Origin of the sequence: Prevotella sp. 885, assembly GCF_002265625.1 — a bacterium.
Classification (GTDB): Bacteria; Bacteroidota; Bacteroidia; order Bacteroidales; family Bacteroidaceae; genus Prevotella.
In genome coordinates this window covers 1-15595 of sequence record NZ_NOVE01000064.1, presented here as the reverse complement: position 1 = coordinate 15595, position 15595 = coordinate 1, and the positions used below count along the sequence as shown (strand labels likewise).

The 15595-nt window shown below is 40.6% G+C and carries 9 protein-coding genes and 1 pseudogene; 9 read left to right on the top strand and 1 reads right to left on the bottom strand.

Annotated elements, in window-relative coordinates; translation table 11 throughout:
• Positions 1–384: 384 nt before the first annotated feature.
• The 9 genes from CHL74_RS13625 to CHL74_RS13585 all read left to right on the top strand — a co-directional run bounded on the left by CHL74_RS13625 (position 385) and on the right by CHL74_RS13585 (position 15392).
• Complete coding sequence (locus CHL74_RS13625; RefSeq protein ID WP_254923317.1) at positions 385–1491, top strand: BREX-1 system adenine-specific DNA-methyltransferase PglX; 1107 nt, start codon at positions 385–387, stop codon at positions 1489–1491.
• Between the two features lie 132 nt (positions 1492–1623).
• Positions 1624–3606, top strand: a complete 1983-nt coding sequence (locus CHL74_RS13620; RefSeq protein WP_094881751.1) for a MotA/TolQ/ExbB proton channel family protein — start codon at positions 1624–1626, stop codon at positions 3604–3606.
• On the top strand, positions 3606–4304 hold the full coding sequence (locus tag CHL74_RS13615; RefSeq protein ID WP_024989267.1) for an OmpA family protein: 699 nt from the start codon (positions 3606–3608) through the stop codon (positions 4302–4304). Before CHL74_RS13620 ends, CHL74_RS13615 begins: the two co-directional genes overlap by 1 nt.
• Positions 4304–6244: an EH signature domain-containing protein gene (locus CHL74_RS13610; RefSeq protein WP_094881750.1), complete on the top strand. Its 1941-nt coding sequence runs from the start codon at positions 4304–4306 to the stop codon at positions 6242–6244. The genes CHL74_RS13615 and CHL74_RS13610 overlap by 1 nt, the downstream gene beginning before the upstream one ends.
• A gap of 8 nt (positions 6245–6252) precedes the next feature.
• Positions 6253–9012, top strand: a complete 2760-nt coding sequence (locus CHL74_RS13605; RefSeq protein ID WP_094881749.1) for a DEAD/DEAH box helicase — start codon at positions 6253–6255, stop codon at positions 9010–9012.
• A gap of 85 nt (positions 9013–9097) precedes the next feature.
• Positions 9098–11638, top strand: coding sequence for a BREX-1 system phosphatase PglZ type A (gene pglZ / locus CHL74_RS13600; RefSeq protein ID WP_094881752.1), 2541 nt, complete (start codon positions 9098–9100; stop codon positions 11636–11638).
• A gap of 12 nt (positions 11639–11650) precedes the next feature.
• Positions 11651–13741: a BREX system Lon protease-like protein BrxL gene (brxL, locus tag CHL74_RS13595; RefSeq protein WP_094881748.1), complete on the top strand. Its 2091-nt coding sequence runs from the start codon at positions 11651–11653 to the stop codon at positions 13739–13741.
• 4 nt (positions 13742–13745) lie between these two features.
• Positions 13746–14105, top strand: coding sequence for a TerY-C metal binding domain-containing protein (locus CHL74_RS13590; RefSeq protein ID WP_094881747.1), 360 nt, complete (start codon positions 13746–13748; stop codon positions 14103–14105).
• Positions 14106–14126: 21 nt separating this feature from the next.
• The gene (locus CHL74_RS13585) at positions 14127–15392 is read left to right on the top strand and encodes a protein kinase domain-containing protein (protein ID WP_094881746.1); all 1266 of its coding nucleotides are present in this window, start codon (positions 14127–14129) and stop codon (positions 15390–15392) included.
• A gap of 100 nt (positions 15393–15492) precedes the next feature.
• Here CHL74_RS13585 and CHL74_RS16400 read toward each other — a convergent pair.
• Positions 15493–15595: pseudogene (locus CHL74_RS16400) on the bottom strand (ISAon1 family transposase); the annotation flags it as partial.

The following is a 15595-nucleotide window of genomic DNA, read 5'->3' as shown; positions in this document are numbered from 1 at the left end:
AAGTCCCTTGTACATATTAATGCTGACATCATTTTTCATACAGCAAAGGTAAACATCTTTACGGAAAATCTATCATGTATCGTTGATATATTTGGGTAGGGATGCCACGGACTTTATCGGATGAGCCGATATTTTACTAAATGCGGAGCAACTTGGTCCACTATTGCATCGGGAAAGCCATCTTTCAGATACTTTGATAAAAGTTGGCTTTTTGAAACTAAAGGTTCTGTATGTTTCCCTGAAGATGAAAAGAAGAACAATATTATTATGGGCTATTTAAATAGTCCATTAGTATCTGCTTTTCTTCAGACATTAGCCCCTACTTTGGATTATCATGAAGGTCCAATGGGCAGAATACCTTACATGGATATCGAAGACTCAAATTTGTCAGATTTAGTCGAGACAAATATCGCCATCAGCAAATCCGACTGGGACGCCCACGAAACTTCCTGGGATTTCCAGCGCAACGAGCTTCTATCCATCGACACCTCCACCTACATGGAGAACATCGATTACAAGATAGAGAAGCATTTCGAGGAGACGGGCGAACATATCAGCCTCTCCCCTGCTGCCCCAAAGTTAGGCAGCCTGGAATGGCGCATGGAGCAATACAAGACAAAGTGGGAGCGCAAGTTCATGCAGCTGCATAAGAACGAGGAAGAGCTCAACCGCCAGTTCATCGACATCTATGGCCTGCAAGACGAGCTGACTCCTGATGTTCCATTGAATGAAATCACCATCCTTCAGCAGGGTGAGATTAATGTTAAAGAGGATTGTATTACCTGGAACGAGGATGTAATGACCAAACAACTCATCAGCTACGCTGTGGGCTGTATGCTCGGTCGCTACCGTCTCGACAAACCGGGACTTCACATTGCCCACCCTAACCCAACCGATGAGGAGATTGCTCCTTACGAATACAAGGGTGAACAGTGGCAAATAGACGACGACGGCATTATGCCGCTCATGCCTAACGACTGTGGCTTCTCAGACAACGCCTCAGCCCGCTTTGCCGACTTCATCCGTGTGGCATTGGGCAACGAGGAGCATGTGGAGAACCTGAACTACGTGGAGAAATGCCTGGGCAAGCCGCTGGAGCAATACTTCGTAAAGGACTTCTGGAAAGACCACAAGAAGATGTATCAGAACCGCCCTATCTACTGGCTGTTCTCATCCAAGAAGGGTGCCTTCCAGGTCATCGCCTACATGCATCGCATGAATGCCTACACCGCAGAGCGTGTGCGCTCGAAGTATCTCCTCCCTTACATCGAACATCTGGAGTCAGAAATCGACAAGTTCGATGCTCGCCGTGCCGAACTCTCTACCAAAGAGTCCAAGCAACTGCAGGCTCTGCAGAAGCAACTCAACGAGTGCCGTGAGTATCACGAGCGCCTGCAGGTAGTAGCCGAACAAGCCATCAGCTTCGACCTTGATGATGGTGTGGTAGTGAACTACGCCAAGTTCGGAGATATTTTACAGAAAATAAAGTAACAATTGTATTATCGATACAGAACGCACTTATTCAAACTCTCTATCTTATTGGTATATTACCGATGAAGATGAGTGCAAAGTAAATATTAAAGAGATTATTACATTTGAATATTAAAACGAAAGATATAGATTATGTCTGATTTTACAACATGGGCTTCGGCCGCAGTCATTATAATCGTCTTCCTGCTATTTTGTAAGGAAGAGTATAAGTTGTACAATATTAAGGAAGCAATAAAAAAGCTCCTTAATAATGACAACATCTTGGATTCTCTCAAAGAAACCAAGATTGCTCCCCTTGCGGAGACTTATAGTAAAACTATCAATATTGAGACACACGATGGCAAGAAATCTAATATTCCTGCCTCTGAGTATATTAATGACTATAGCGTGTGTAAATATAACAAACTTAACTTACGAATGCTCGACACTGCAGCAGGAACTCTCGTTGGTTTAGGTCTCCTTGGTACGTTCCTTGGTTTGACATTGGGTATTAAAGGTTTTGATAGTAGCAATACAGAAAGAATCAATGAAAGTATTCAAGGATTATTGGCTGGTATGGGTACTGCATTCTTGACATCATTGCTCGGTATGACATTCTCTATTTTATTTACAGCTGCTGATAAAGCATTAAGACATAGACTATATAAAGATGTCAAAGAACTAACAGACAAGTTGGATTCTGAGTATTATATAGATGACCTCGTGTTAGCAAATATTAATCAACAGAATATAGTCAACCAGTTATATAAAGCTTTGAAAAATGATCTTCAGCAGCAGACATTAGAAATAGCTAATAAACTTACTTATACAAATGCAGAAGGTCAAAATGTCACAATAGGTAATGCTATACGTGAGATTCTTACTGAGAATACTAAGCAATCAAAAGCTCTCATGTCATTCTCTACCGATTTGGCAATGGAACTAAACCAGGGCTTTGATGAGACGCTCTCACGACAGATGCAACAAAAGATTGTACCACTTATGGAAAGTGTTGATGCCACCACCAAGGCTGTTGTAGAACATATCGATAAGATGGCAGATACGGTTTCATCTCCAGCTACCGATATGATGCAGAATGTGGTAGATGAGTTGAAGCAAAGCATGCAATCACTCTTAAATGAGTTTAGTACGGGTCTTTCTGGGTCTGCAACATCAGAACTTGAAAATCTTGCGATGCAGCTTGGTACCGCAACACAAGCAATGGCAGATTTCCCTAAAAACATGGAGAATATATCTGCTACACTGCAAGTTACTATCGAAGAAGTCAAACATGCTATTTCTGAGATTTCAAACACCTCTGCGAATGCCAATTCAACAGCTATGCAGCAGATGCAAGAGCAGATTACTTATGCTACAGGAGCTATCAGTAATGCCATCACAGAGGTCAAAGAAGTCATGTCAGGAATCTCTCAATCATCACAAGAGCAAAGCAATCAAATGGTTAGCAAACTTGCTGATGCTGCAGAAAAGATGGGATCATTCCTTACAGGTACTATCTCTACCCTTTCTAACTCGGTACAGCAATCTGTCAAGGGTATCACAGATGACATCAACAGCAAGCAAACAGACCTTATTGCTCTCCAGGAAGATACAACCTCTCAAACAAAGAAGCTGCTTGAGAATTTCAATGTAGGTTTGGAGAGATTGGAAAAGATGAATGAGTATGTAACCGGCACAATGAATGGTTTCAAACAAGCTCAGGGTGAGATAACTGTAAGTACCAGCAATCTTCGTACTATCAGTAGTGATATGAAGCTTGCAACCGAATTGTTCAATAAGGGACAAAACGACTATGCTGCAAGACTAGCTCAACTCCAGACTGCAAGTCAAAAAGGTATTGATCAAGTTACTGAAATGCTCAAAAACTCTGGGGAGTTGTCAGATGAGTATGTACAAAAGTTCGATCTCATCAAACAAGGACTTGGTTCTATCTTCTCTCAATTGCAAAGTGGCTTGACAGAATATAGTCGCACTGTTAAAGATACCACAGACAAGTATCTTGCAAGCTACACTTCTAGTCTCACTCAGACAACAGGTGCCTTGGCATCAACTATCGAACGACAGAATGAAGTTACAGAAATGTTGACTGATACAATTTCACGTTATAAGAAATAATGAAGAAAAGACATATTGAATACGAAGGCAGAGAAGAAAATGCATTTTCACTCTCTACAGGTGACTTGATGGCTGGTCTTCTATTCATTTTTATTCTGCTGCTGATGGGAGCACTTTTACAGGTGCAAAAAAATGCAGAACAAGATGAAGAAATCGTCAAGAAATACGATAAGACCAAGACGCAATTATATATAGACCTTCAAAAGGAGTTCAAAGATGATTTGGCAACATGGAGAGCAACCATCGACTCTTCACTGTGCATACGTTTTCAAGAACCGTCAATGTTGTTTGATGAAGGCAAACAGGAATTGAAGCCAAGATTCAAGGAGATTCTAAATGATTTCTTTCCTAGATATATCGCAGTTCTGAAACGCCCGGAATATCGCGACAACATAGTTGAGATACGTATCGAGGGGCATACCAATAGTAATGGAGGCTACTACTCAAACATGGAGTTGTCACAGGACAGAACAAGATCTGTACTCCAATATTGTTTTGGTTTGATGCCACCAAATGATATTATTTGGATGAAGAAACTCGTAACAGCCAACGGCTTATCATCAAGCCATCTGATTTACAAGAAAAATGGTGAAGAAGATAAATTTCTGTCTCGACGTGTTGAGTTTCGAGTAAGAACAAACGCAGAAAAGCAGTTGGAAGATATTGCTAACAAGCGATTAATAAATAAGAAAAAATAATGGAAGATATATATGCACTCTTAAATATCAATAAAGGTATCTTGCAGGATTTCCACTTGCAAGCAGACCGTGCTGTTGACCATCAAACAGAGTTGGCCATCAACCGCGACATGCGTACCTTAAAAGAAATTGAGGAGCGCATGATGACAGACACAACAGTAAAAGTTTCCCAACAGACGATTGACGAAGTCATCATGAAGGTAATCAAGAATGCAAAGGAGAATAATCAGGATATGAGTATCTGGAGTATTCGTGAACTTCGCATTGTATCGTATTACCTCATGAAATTGCAGGGCAATGAAGGCGCTTATCAGTATGCATTAACTCTTCTTGATACAAACTGGAGAGACTTATTTTTCAATGGATTGTCATTCTATTGCCTTGACACATGGAACATGATAGATCCAGAATTTCGTGCGCAGACATGTGAGCTTCTCAGAAAGAAGTTACAAGCTTATAAGGACAACAACAAAAAGTATATGGCGATGAAGAATCATGCCAATCTCTTTGATGAAGCTGGTCCACGACGTTTATGTGCTTTGTTGACTCAAAAGAAACAGGATTTAAAAGATGCACCATCATACTTTTGCAACAAGTCTGCTTCTATTAGTCAATCTTACTATTCTGATGTGATTGTTAACTTCTTTGAAGCCAACAAAATAACCGATTTCGACTATGTTGAGTCTGTTATTGAACTTCATGATAATGATCGCACCAAGAAACTGATATTTGCAGATTTAGTTTCGCGTGTTAATGAAAGCGGTGACGAATTGAAACGTACAAAATTATGCAAATTTGCCAACAGAATACTTGGTGATATTACATTGACTTCTACATGGGCACCGTTTATTGGAGCAACAGAAAAAGAAGCCCAGAAGCTTAAAAAGGCCAAGCAACTTGTAAATCTTTGGTTCAATCGGAAGATTATCGAAACTTTCTTTGAAGTTTGTGTGCAAGACAGAGACCGTAAAATCTTCTGGCTCAAGTATGTTGAATCTGTCAGCGCCTTTAGAATTGTAGGTTCAACTGCCACAAAACGCTTGTTGCAAGGAGATAGCCGTGTAAGCGGTATATTCTTAAAATTTTATATAGAGACAGAGTCTCGCACTTCGCAAACTTCAGCTCTTGTATTGTTCATGAAGGATAAAATGATTGTAGAGTTTTCTGATACAGGTGCCTTGTATGTTTACAATCATAAGCATCAAAAGGTTAAACTGGTTACTAATAACAGAAGACTGATTAACAGTACTGCCGATTTAAAGATTCCTTCAATGAATAATCTTATCGAAATTAGTGATTGGGGCTATAAAACTCACTACAAGGAGGGACGTATGACCCATCAGGGTCATTGGCAGGATCGTTTGAATGGTTGGATGCAAGAAATGGTGTTATCTTCAAGTAATACGAGTGTATCTTTCTTGGAATCAAAGGACAATGATTTGTTTAAGGCAAAGCCTATTCCAAAAGAAAAATATCAGCCAAAGACCAAACCTGTTGAAAAAACATTGTTTGATGATGTCCCAGAATATTTGAGACCATCGGCAAGAGTAGAGAACAAAGAGCCGAATGTCAGAAATGAGGCTAAGTCCACTACTCCACCACCATCAAATAACAAGCAAGTTGTTTATGAAACCAAAATCTCATGGTCAGTTTCCAGTAAATGGATAGCACATGACAAATGTAGAATTGTATGCAACCATAAAGGTTTCTATATAAACATTTCAAAAGGACAACAATATGTTCATATACGCCCTCTTGTTGGTGGAGCCAAGCCTACAGGTAGCATTTGGATAAAAAGACCGAACACAAATGGATGGCAACAAATCGTTCATTCAAAAAGTGGTAATGAATTTTCTATCGGCTACATAAAAGAAGCTGGTGGCGGTCTCATGTATAAACAAGAATATAATAAAAATGATTTTATTAGAGTAAAAATTTAGAAACAATTATGTTAAGTCAGATTATAAACAGTAAAGGCATCATGTTCATTGTCAATTACAATGGTCACGACCTCCATTTTCAAGAATGGAAGGCCACGGATGATTGTATCTACTATTTGCCTCTTGCAACATTGGTAGATAATGGCTATGCTTATGCTTCTAAGGAAGGTTGCTTGTTACCTTACGAGAATATATATCTTTTGGATGAGGATGAAAGAATACTTCTTGGAGTACCACAGCCATACGATAAAGCTATGCGTCTCGTTGGCACAAGTATGCTCAACTTATCTGACTTTGAATATAAAGTGGAGTTTCTCACCTATGTTCCTGATGGAGAATTGATAGTATGTGAGAGAGGTGGTAATATCTTAGTCAAAGGACGTGACAAATACTTACTCAATGAAGCTCAGTATGCTTTACTCAACAGAGTTGATGCTTTCAATTCTACACCAGAAGAAGATAAAACAACAGATTATAATCTTCGCTGTTTTGCAGAGATTAAAGCGCTTGCAGAACAGGCTGGTTGTCAATTGGACAGTTATCTTGAAAACGAAAATGTATATGCGCCAGAGCGTATTAAGATTGAAATCGGACGAGATGATGAGGGATTTACAGTAGAACCAGCTGTTAATATTGAAGAAAATGATAAATTCCAAACGTATTTTGACAAAATGCGTAAAGTACAAGCTCAATATCCAGTTCAGCGTGAAAACGGTGAACGTGTTCGTATTGTGCTCAATAAGGAACAGAAAGAAAACCTGCACTATCTGAAAGAACAGTGCGGAAAGCACAAGACCAGAGAAGAAATTCAGAAGATGATAGAACAACCAACTGAATTCTTTGACCCTAATTCTTTTGATTTATCTGAACTGTATAGTGACAGAGTGATTGAAATAGGTGTATATAAGCCAAAGTTCTATCCTTTCATTTGTCCATATAAATCCTGCTGGATTGCTGGTGCTACTGTTGAAACACCCCAAAATGGCACAACAAAAGTCACCATTAACAGTGAAGAAGAATTAGAAAAACTGAAGAGAGAAATCCAATCAGCAAAAGAAAACAAAAAAGGCATTGTCGAATACAACAATACTCAACTTGATATCGAAGATGCAATGTTTCTAGCTCAAACTGCAGAAAAGCAGCTGAAGGATCCTTCACAGCCAGCAAAAGTTGAAAGTGAGAATGGCAATGAAGCGAGAAATGTACTCATTATTGAAGAAAATGCCGAAGAGTTGGGATTTGCGGTAAAGGAAAGAACTATAGAGAAAGGTGATAAATATACGCTTTTCACAGATCCGTTCCTTCAAGAAGGGTTCTCTCTTAAAGACCATCAAAAAGAGGGCGTGGCATGGTTGCAACACCTTTATCAGAGTAAAGCCAGTGGATGCCTGATGGCTGATGATATGGGACTTGGTAAGACTCTACAGATACTTTATTTTATAGACTGGCATTCACGCAAGTATGCCAATCATAAGCCGTATCTTATTGTTGCACCAATATCTCTATTAGAAAACTGGAAGAATGAGTATGAAAGATTCTTCATGCAACCTCGCATGAAAATCAATATGCTTACATCAAAAGATGTAACAAGAAAGTTCGATAAGAGCATAGTAGATAAGATGCAAGAGATGGATATCATTCTTACAAATTATGAATCACTGCGCATCTCTCAATTAAACTTCTGTGCTGTAGAATTTGATGTGGTTGCTTTGGACGAAGCACAGAAAATAAAATCGCCAGGTACACTTGTCACGAATGCAGCTAAGGCTTTAAAATGTAACTTCAAAATAGCCATGACAGGTACTCCTGTAGAGAACTCTCTGCTGGATTTGTGGTGTATTATGGACTTCTGTGTGCCAGGTCTTCTAGGTAATGCAAAGGCATTTGCTGCTCAATACCAGAATCCTCTAAAGAAGGAAGATACAGATATTGTAGCTTTAGGCAACGAAGTTCATGACAAACTTGGTGTATACTTTATGCGACGACTGAAAAAAGATGCCGCAAAGGATTTGCCTGACAAAATCGAATTAAAAGAAAAAGTGCTTATGCCACCTGTACAAAAGGAGACCTATGCCTCTGTTGTGAATGACTATACGAGTGGCATACAGCCCAATATGCTCGTTACAATCATGCACCTACGTGAGGTTTCAGAGCATCCGTATCTTTATGATTCAACTCTTCTCAATCACGAAACTGATGAGATTGTTGAAACCAGTGCAAGATTGCAAGCTACAATTAAGTTCCTTGACGAAATTAAGAAAAAAGAAGAGAAAGTTATTATCTTCGTGGAACGCAAGGAGACACAAAAAATGCTTCAGAAGCTTTGCCTTGAAAGATATGGCATCATTACTAAAATCATAAATGGTGATACGCCATCTATCGTTAAGAGGAATATGCCAAACAAGCAGTCAAGACAATCAAGTATAGACGAATTTCAAGTTGTTGATGGTTTTAACGTGATTATTATGTCACCTGTAGCAGCAGGTATGGGACTCAATGTTACTGCTGCCAATCATGTTATCCATTATAGCAGACATTGGAATCCTGCAAAAGAAAATCAGGCTACTGACCGTGCATATCGTATTGGACAGACCAAAGATGTATTCGTTTACTATCCAATGGCAGTAAGAGCAGACATCAAATCTTTTGATGAAACTTTAGATGATTTGTTGTCTCGAAAAACTTCTCTTGCTACTTCTACAATCTTTCCAACAGAAAGAGTGGAAGTCAAACAAGAGGAACTCGGTCAAATGCTGTTTGGTGTTTAAATGAAGGAATCAATACAATATAGAATATATATCTTATGTTCTCAATAAGAGAATGAGTGTTATCCGCATAAAAGCATTCAAGAATATGGTACAAGATAGAATATACAATTACTTCGAGCGCAATCCTCAACTTCATGTGCTCTTCATCTTCGACAGGATGAACATCATCCAGAACGAACTGGATGAGATGAAGCAGTGGAATGACGACTATATATATAAGGTATTTGATGGAGCGTGGTTCAATGCCAAGTATGCCATCGAGAATGATTGGAAGGACAAGCATGTGGTTCTGCTCTTCCCGGAACAGGTTTATCCTCATACAGAGGAACAACAGCTCAGCTTCCCTCTACTCGACATGCTGAAAGCCAACATGGAATATAAGGAAGAAGACTACGCCAGCTTCATGCAGCAGTATAATCTTCCTGAAAAATTCCGCAGTTTCGTGAAGAAGAATATTGGCGAAATCATGTCGTCTAAGGTAAGCAACATCCTTAATGGACATATCGACAGTACATCGTTCAGCGAGGATATGGTTTGTCGTGCCTTCATTTCCAATTATCTTGGCGAGAAGAAGCTGCAGGAATGGGAACAGCTCATCATCAAGATGATTATTCTGGATGGAATAGCAGAAGAGAAAAAGCGTACTGATTTCTGGTATAAGCTCAGCAAGAATTTTGATGCTTCAAAGGCTTTATCAGAAAAGTTGGATAAGCTCTTTGGCTTAACTCCTAACTTTAACGCTGCCATCAAGATGAAAAACGTTGCAGAGAGCCTGAAGTACAATAGCATCACTCAGCTTTTAGACGCAGTACCGGGAGACACCTACAAACAGTACAAAATCAGCAATTCTGTAGTACTTGACCAGGTGAACAAAATCTATGAGTTGGGTACCCACGACCGCCAACTGTCAGAGAAGTTTGCCCAGGCAATGGGTATTTTGGCAGCAGACATCAAGGAAGAGGAAATCATCAATATCTATGGTATTGATGCCAACTACTACTATCTTACAGAGTCACTCTGCTGGCCAATACTGAAAGAGATTGTAGAAGAAAAGCTGATGGCAGACCCGGAGCAGGTGAACGACCGCATGCGTGAGTTGTCATTGAAGCTTCCTGTAGATAGTGACATTCAGATTGCCATCCGATTCATAGAGCAGTCAGCTTTATACTATGCTCAGGTAAGAGGTCTTGGAACGCTGAAACTCAACAGCACCAAGGAGTATATAGAAAAATATACAGAAGAGTTCTATCTTGTAGATCTCTACTATCGCCGTACACTGGAAGCATACCACGAACTCATCACGAAGGAGAATCCTATAGAGCAGACATTGAGTTCTGCCAAGCGCCAGTTGGACTTGGAATATGCTAAGATGACTAACGTTCTTAACCTCGAATGGCTGACATGCGTCGAAGAAAAAGGCGCATGGTTTACTGAGACCGGATTAAAGCGTCAGGAAGATTTCTACAAGAATGAGTCAGATACCAGCGTGAAGCAGGTTGTCATCGTATGCGATGCGCTGAGATATGAGGTGGCAAAGGAACTGATGCAGGAACTGGCAAAGGAAAAGCATATTGCTACAATAGATGCATACCAGGCAATGCTTCCTACGGAAACCAAGTATTGCAAGCCTGCCCTCCTCCCTCATCACTCGCTGGAATTGAATGGCACAGATATGATGGTGGATGGAACCCTGCTGACAACTACTGAACAGCGGACTGCCCATCTGGGCAAATATCGGGAAGGAGCCATCTGTACACGCTATGAAGACGTGATGAACGGCGACGCACAATCCATGCGTGAACTCTTTAAACGTCCATTGGTGTATATTTTCTATGATACGATAGATGAAGCCGGACATTCCCAAAGTCCGTTTGAGGTAATCAGTGCTTGCAGAAAAGCCATTGAGCAACTGACAGTATTGATAAAACGTCTGCATGCAACTTGGAATGTAACAAATGTACTTCTTACTGCAGATCATGGATTCCTCTATAATGATATGAAGTTTGAAGATAAGGACAAGCATAGCATTACAGACTCTGCTATAGAGAAAAAGACAAGATATTATCTTACAGATAGTAACGATACTTTTGAGGATATTGTAAAATTTCCTCTTGACAAAGTTTCTTCTATCAAGAGTACCACGCCGTTGCAGGTTGCAGTGCCTATCGGGACTAACCGCCTGGCTGCACCAGGTGGCTACAATTTTGCTCATGGTGGCGCTTCACTTCAGGAAATGATTATTCCTATTATTAAGAGCGTGCGTAAGAAAACAAACAAGACAGAAAAGGTGGGCGTAGCTCTGATGAGCCACAACCTGAATATGGTAAGTAGCCGCCTGAAGTTCCAGATGATACAGTCGGAAGCTGTAAGCATGACCGTGATGGAGCGTAAGGTTGTTTGCTGTATTTATAATGGTGACGATCCTGTAACCCAGGAAAAGGAAGTGACACTGAATAGCACCGATGCAACGAACTTGAACAATCGTGTATTTGAAGTGACACTCAATTTGAATAAATCTGTCAATGCAAGTATGTTACAGCTTAGAATCTACGATGTGGATGACAAACTGAACCCACTTGTGCGTGAGACAGTGAAGAACAATACAATGATAGAACAAGATTTTTAAGGAATACTGCATATGGATTTACAACAGAAAGTAATGAATGCCTTCATCGGCAAGGTGGTAAGAAAGGATTTGGCTTTCCTCGTGAAGGGAGGCCTGCCTGTTCCTACATACGTGTTGGAATACCTGCTGGGGCAGTATTGCGCCAGTGATGATGAAGAAATCATCAACGAAGGTTTGGAAAAGGTGAAGCAAGTGATCCAAAACAACTATGTTCACCGTGCTGAAGCAGAATCGGTAAAAGGTATCATACGTGAGAACGGCAGACATCGCATCATCGATAAAGTGACCGTTGTACTCAACGAGAAAAACGATGAGTATCAGGCTACATTTGCCAACCTGGGATTGACAGGAGTGCCTATCGGTACAGACTACGTACGTAAGAACCCAAAATTGCTTAGTGGCAATGGAGTTTGGTGCATCGTTACCATTGGCTATATCAGTGGTGAAAACGTCAAGGTGAGATGGGAAATCCAGACATTGAAGCCTATCCAGATTTCAAATATCGACCTGCAGGAATATATCGACCAACGTAAAAACTTCACTACAGAGGAGTGGATTGACTTCCTAATGCACACCGTGGGTCTGAACCCTGAGGCAATGAACCGCCGTGAGAAGTTCATCACTTTGGCTCGTCTTCTCCCTCATGTTGAGAACAACTTCAATTTTATGGAATTGGGTCCAAAGGGTACAGGTAAGTCTCATGTGTTCCAGGAACTGTCTCCTTATGGCGTACTTGTCAGCGGTGGTGACGTAACCTCAGCCCGACTTTTCGTGAAAATCCAGGGAAACAAGGAGATTCTCGGACTGGTAGGCTATTGGGATGTAGTGGCATGGGACGAGTTTGAGCAGCAGAAAGGCCGTAATGTGGATGCTGTGCTCATCGACACGATGCAGAACTATCTTGCCAACAAGTCGTTCAACCGTGGTAAGGGAACTCACGAGGCAAGTGCATCCATGTCTTTCGTAGGTAATACTAAACATACTGTTCCATACATGTTGAAGAACAGCCATCTGTTTGAGAGTATTCCTACCCAATTCATCAAGGGTGCGTTCCTCGACCGAATCCATCTCTATAATCCAGGTTGGGAAATCAAGATGTTGAAGAAGAACAGTTTCTCCAAGGGATATGGTCTTATAACAGACTACATTGCAGCCGTGCTTCACGAGATGCGCAATGATGACAGAACTGCAGTGCTGAATGACTATGCAAAGTTTGACGGTTCACTCTCAGAGCGTGACCACCTTGCTATCCGTAAGACTTTCTCTGGCATGATGAAACTTATCTATCCTGATGGTAAGATGACAGACCAGGAGGCTTATGAGTTGGTTGACTTTGCTGCAGAAGGTCGTAAACGTGTGAAGGATCAGCTCTATGTGATTGATGAAACTTTCATGGCAGAGCCTGCAAAGTTCAAGTACATCAACCTGAAAACAGGTATAGAGATGAGTGTGGAGACTTTGGAGAAAGTGAGCAATCAGCTTATTGTACCAATCAACGCTCCTACAAATCCAAATGGAGAGTTGACAGATGCTGATACACAACCGATGAATGAAGGTATGCCAGAAGCTACAGCGCATGAGCAAGCAGAAACAGCAACTCATGTAGGCAAACGCCCTCGCATTCCTGTACTTCAAGAGAAGAGTATGAGTTTCCGAATGGGACAGACAGGTGTAAGCTACGAGAAGCTCTTCGCTCCATACATGGCTACAGCAAATGAAATTACAGTCGAAGATCCATATATTAGAGCTCCTTGGCAGGTAAAGAACTTTATGGAATTTGCTCTGATGCTTATCAATACACGCCCAGTGGATGATTTGAAACTCAATCTCATCACTAATGAGGAGGAAGAAAAAATTCCAGATCTGATAGACAAACTTGATGAGATCAAGGATGATCTTGCTTCCTATGGTATTGAGTTTACGTACAAATTCAGAGACTTCCATGACAGATGTATCAAAACAGATACAGGATGGACAATTACACTTGGTCGTGGACTTGACATGTTTGAAAAATATAGTCCCTACTCGATTGCGTCATCAAAACAGGACATGCGTAAGTGCAAGGAGTTTACTGCAACATTCATGAAAACAAAAAACGTATAACGATATGTCAAAGCTAAGTAAAAATGCATTCGCAATAATGGCGATGTGTGAGAATACAAAAGAGCCTTTCGGCATCACAGTTGATCCTCGTGAAGGCAGTTACGCTTTCGCTTGGGCATTTAAAATAAAAAAGGAACAAGCGAAGAGAGAAGGTTACGACAAGACCCATGTTCGAGGAGCCGTTATGTTTGACGAAAACTTCAATGGCTGTCCTTATTGTGGATCGAAGAACTTCTATATCTGCAATAGATGCGGTAAAGTAGTTTGCTATCATGGGCAGGAAGTTGTCACATGTCCAAACTGTGGTAGTTCTAGCACACTGCAAGCAGCTGATAGTGTAGATTTATCTGGTGGTGGTTTCTAATGATAATAAAAGACTAAAGATATGATAGAATTAAAAATCGGCGAAAGCGTTAGTTTGACTAACGGTGCACAGGCTAAGATTATAAAAGAACTTGGTCGTGGAGGACAAGGAATTGTTTACCTTGTTGAAGTAAATGGGCAAAATATGGCCTTGAAATGGTATTTCAACAATATGGGAGACTGGTTCTACCGCAATTTGGAAGAGAATGTAACCAAGGGAGCTCCATCCGAGGCGTTCCTATGGCCAGAATACCTAACAACGAAACAGAAAGGTACCTATGGCTATATTATGAAACTCCGTCCACAAGGCTATCATGAATTCGGGCAATACCTTCTTGCTCGTGCAAAATTCAAGAGTTTTGAAGCGATGGTAAATGCTGCGATGAAGATTTGTGAGGGATTCAAAGCTCTACACCTTTCCGGATTGAGCTATCAGGATTTGAATGATGGTAACTTCTTTATTCACCCTGATACAGGTGATGTACTAATCTGTGATAACGACAATGTTGCTCCAGAAGGTGTAAGTTCAGGTATTCTCGGCAAGGCCAGATATATGGCTCCAGAAGTGGTTACGGGTAAAGCAATGCCAAGCAAACAGACCGATAGATATTCTCTTTCTGTAGTTTTGTTCCTGTTGTTTTATGCAAATCATCCACTTGAAGGTGCTCGCGTGTTAGCTTGTCCATGTATGACAGAAAAGTACGAAAAACAGTTCTATGGAAGTGAACCTATCTTTATATATGATAAGGTCAACGCCAACAATAGACCAGTTCGTGGAGTACACAATAATGTCTTACGTCGTTGGAATGCTTTTCCTGCAATATTGAGAGAAACATTCACTCAGGAATTCAGTTCTGAATGTCTTAGTGATCCTAACAAACGAAAACTTGAAAGACAATGGCAGAATGTTATCCAACAAATACGAGATATGCTGGTTGTTTGTCCAGAATGTAAAGACGAGACGTTTGTAGAGGATGCTAATACACCAAAGTGCATGTGCTGCGGTAAACCATTCGATATAGCCGGTACATTACAAATCAACGACCGTAAGGTGCTTTTGACACCAAACACGAAAGTTTACGTGGATATGGACAATAAACCAGATATTCAAGTAATAAATGTGCCTGGAGACCGTTATCCTATACAGTTGAGGAATATCACAACCAATAATTGGGTTGTAGAGACTCCTTCAGGAAAGATAAGATCAGTTGACCCCAACATGGCCATGCCTGTAAAAGCAGGACTGAAAGTCAATTTGACCGGTGCCATAAAAGGCGTGATTATTTAACAGATTATTGTATAACATTTTAATATTTACAGCTATGGGACTTTTAGACAATGAAAGCATTCCAAGAAGAAAAATGGGCTCACCTGAAAAAGTGTGTGGATTAAGCATACAATCTTGTTAGTCTGAAGAGAAAGAATTTCTTGTCAATGATACCCCGAAGTTGTGCTCTGAAATGCTTGACTTTTGCATTGAAAGATTCTGCA